Annotated in this window: 2 protein-coding genes and 1 pseudogene; 1 reads left to right on the top strand and 2 read right to left on the bottom strand. The window is 62.5% G+C overall.

The genetic code is table 11. The annotated features are described in order from the left end of the window. Nucleotides 1-983: TRAP transporter substrate-binding protein (locus tag AC5JJ6_RS05325; RefSeq protein WP_496041046.1), on the bottom strand; the 983-nt coding region annotated here is incomplete at its 3' end. Between the two features lie 171 nt (nt 984-1,154). Beyond that, nucleotides 1,155-2,771 (bottom strand): sensor histidine kinase, encoded by a 1,617-nt coding sequence (locus AC5JJ6_RS05320; RefSeq protein WP_496041045.1) that lies wholly within the window; start codon nt 2,769-2,771, stop codon nt 1,155-1,157. Between the two features lie 148 nt (nt 2,772-2,919). On the opposite strand from AC5JJ6_RS05320, the pseudogene AC5JJ6_RS05315 reads away from it, so the two are divergent. Next, nucleotides 2,920-3,316, top strand: a pseudogene (locus AC5JJ6_RS05315) (IS4-like element ISMmg3 family transposase); the annotation flags it as partial.

Here is a 3,316-nt window from a genome sequence, read left to right as displayed (position 1 = left end):
CGATCCTTGATCGCCTGCATGTCCTTGGGATAGCGCGCCATCGTCTTCCACACCATGTCGGCCGAGGCGGCGTCCGCGGCGATCTTCAGGACCTGCTGAAGCTCCTTGCCCAGGCTATCGTACTTGTTCTTGTTGTAGATGACCTCGAAGCACTCGCTGGCCTGATGGTAGCTCTGCACCATGTAGACCTTGCTGACGTCGGGGAAGCCCAGGATGCGGTCGGAAGTCGGGTTGTTGAACTCGGCGCCGTCCAGCAGGCCCCTGTCCATCGCCGGAACGATGTCTGCGGCGCCCATGATGGTGACGGCGGCGCCCAGTTCCTGGTTCATGTCGGCGGCAAGGCCGTTGGTGCGGTACTTGAGGTTCTTCATGTCCTCCGCGGTCTTGATTTCCTTCTTGAACCAGCCGAGCGGCTGGGTCGGCATCGGCGCCATCAGGAAGCCGACGAGGTTGAGCTTGAGCACGTCCTGCACGAGCTCGTCATAGAGCGCCTGACCGCCGCCATAGCGAATCCAGCCCAGCATCTGGTTGGCGTTCCAGCCGAACGACGGCGGGGTAGCGAACAGGGAGAAGGCCTTGTTCTTGCCGTACCAGTAGCCGGCGACGCCATGCCCGCCATCGAGGGCGCCGGCGATGATCGCATCCTGAAGCTGCAATGCGCCGACGACGGCACCCGCCGGCAGCAGTTCCAGCTTCAGCCGGCCGCCGGAAAGCCCGTTAACGATGTTGACGTAGTCCTGAGCGAATTCGTGAAAGATATCGCGCGACGGCCACGTGCTCTGGAACCGCATCGTCACGGTCTGGGCGCGGGCGATATTGGGCATCGAAAGTCCGGCCGCAGCCGTACCGGCAGCAGCCGCCACGGCACCTGTCAGAAAGCCGCGGCGCGACGGCGGGGTTCCTTCGAGGTCTTGCGTGACCTCATCGCTATTGGAGGTGGAAGTATTGGACGCGTTTGTTTGTTTGCCCGCATCGTCGGTCATTGGTTTCGTCCTCCCAGCGCGTTTTTTCGCGTTTATGTTAGCCGTGCCCTGTCGGTGGTATTGGCAATGGACAAAGTGTTGCATGCAACAAACGGCTTGCCAATCCTCTAAATTACTATCGTACGGGGATTTTATATTGCATCGCAATATGTCCATGGGAAACGTTACGGTCTATCGACCGACCGCAAGCATATCCGGTGCTGGTTCGATAACCCTGTCTGAGGGAATGGACAGGATCACGCTCGTCCCGTTCCCGGGTAAGCTCGCAATTTCCAGTTTGCCGCCATGGACTTCCATCAGGAGCTTTGCGAGCGGAAGCCCCAGGCCGGTCCCTTCGAAGCGGCGGTCCAAGCCGTTGTCGATCTGCCCGAACCGTTCCAGAGCCAGCGGAATTTCATCGGGCGCCATGCCGATGCCGGTGTCGCTCACCGTGATTTCAAGCCCAACTCCGCAGGGATGCTTCGTCATCCTGGCGTCGATGTCGATCGAGCCGCCATGCGGCGTGAACTTCACCGCATTGGACAGCAGGTTGAGCATGACCTGCCGCATACGGCGCGCATCGGCCCGCAAGCGGATGCCCGGCTGCCCGGAGCGCCAGGACACCGAAACTTCCGCCTTGCCGGCCTGCGGGCCGATCAGCCGGACGGCGTCGTGGAGCAGGCGGTCGACTTCGATCACGTCTTCAGTCAAGTTCAGCTGGCTCGCATCGAGTCGGGCCAGATCGAGTACGTCGTTTATCAGGCTCAGCAGGTGCGAGCCGCTGTCGCCGACCAGCCGCGCATAGTCCCGGTACTGTTCGTCGCCGAGCGGACCGTGGATTTCCGTGACCATGAGATCCGCAAAGCCGATGATCGCGTTGAGCGGCGTCCGCAATTCGTGGCTCATCGTGGCGAGGAACTGCGATTTAGTCTGACTGGCTGCTGCGGCGGCCTCCAGTGCCATCGTCAGTTCCGTGGTCGTCGCCTTCAACTCACGCTGGGTCGCTTCCAGCTCCGTTATGTAGCGCCGCAGCCGGTTCGATTCGCGGGCGGCGCGCGATGCCAAATGCTGATCGACGATCGATCCGGTCAGGCCGAAGGCGACGATCATCACGGTGACCGCCGCAACAGCGATGGCGAGCGAAGTCGGCGCCAGGACGTGCCGGGACACGTCGAGCGACTGGTCCTGGATCACGGAAAGGCCGGCCATGCCGGTGAAGTGCAGGCCACAGATGCCGGCGGCGAGCGCGACGGTGGCGGCCAGCCGTCGCAGGTAGTCCGCCGTGCCGCCGGTACGGCCTGCGATCAGGAACGCGAGGGTGCTCATGCCGATGACGATGACGGCGGAAGCCGCCATGGCGATGCCGCTGTGATCGATCGCCGCCGGCATTCGGACGGCAGCCATGCCTGTATAGTGCATGGCGGTAATGGTCCCGCCGGCCAGGACGCCTGCCCATGCTGCTCGCGTCCGCTCCGAAAGACGGCTGTTCAGCATCGCCGTCAGGCCGGCCGACGAGCCCGCGATGGCCAGCACGAACGACCAGACCGTCAGGCCGACGTCATAGCCGATCTGAAATCCCGGTCGCCACGCCAGCATGCCGACGAAGTGAGTGGCCCAGGCACCGCAACCCGCCACGATCGCGGCGGCGGCACCCCACAGGTATCGGCGGGTGTAGGAGAATTCCCGCGCATTCCCCAACAGGGAGAATGCGGTATAGCAGGCGAACAGGCAAATAAGCGCCGCGAGCCCGACGAGGTAGACGTCGTGATGGGAGTGAACGGTGCTGTCGAACTGCGCGGCGGAATTCATACTTTAACTATCTAAACTAAAAACTTCCGATCTGTTAACGATAGGATTTTGCACTTGGTATTCATCAGTTTGATGTGAAGGGTTGTTGACACGGTGAACTGGTGTGTGATTCAAGGACTCCGCCTTTGGTGGAGCCAGGACACGCCCGATGACCGGTATTGAACGCCTTGCGGACAGCATCAAGGCCGAGTTGGAGCAGCTTCCTCCCCGGCAACGCAAGACGCAGCGTGGAAAGTTGTCGCTGCTGGTGGCGACGATGCTGGACGCGCGGAGCGCCAACCTGATGGATCTGGCGGCGGCGCTGCCGCTGGAAGCCGACCGCACGGACATGCGCTATCAGTGGATCGCCCGCTTTCTCGCCAATCCGCTGGTCGATACTGACGAAGTCATGGCGCCGTTCGCCCGGCAGGTTCTGGAACGCCAGGCCGGCGGCGGCGAACCGTTGGCCCTGATCCTGGACCAGTCGAAGATCTCGGATCGTCATCAGGTCCTCATGCTGGCGGTCCGGTTCGGCGAACGGGCGCTGCCGCTGGCGTGGCGGGTCG

The sequence above is a fragment of the Skermanella sp. genome, assembly GCF_059503625.1.
This window is presented reverse-complemented; position numbering and strand designations above follow the sequence as displayed.

Bases quoted from the DNA above. Each gene is read 5' to 3' on its own strand.
- AC5JJ6_RS05320 (WP_496041045.1), bottom strand. From the start codon at position 2,771: ATGAATTCCGCCGCGCAGTTCGACAGCACCGTTCACTCCCATCACGAC.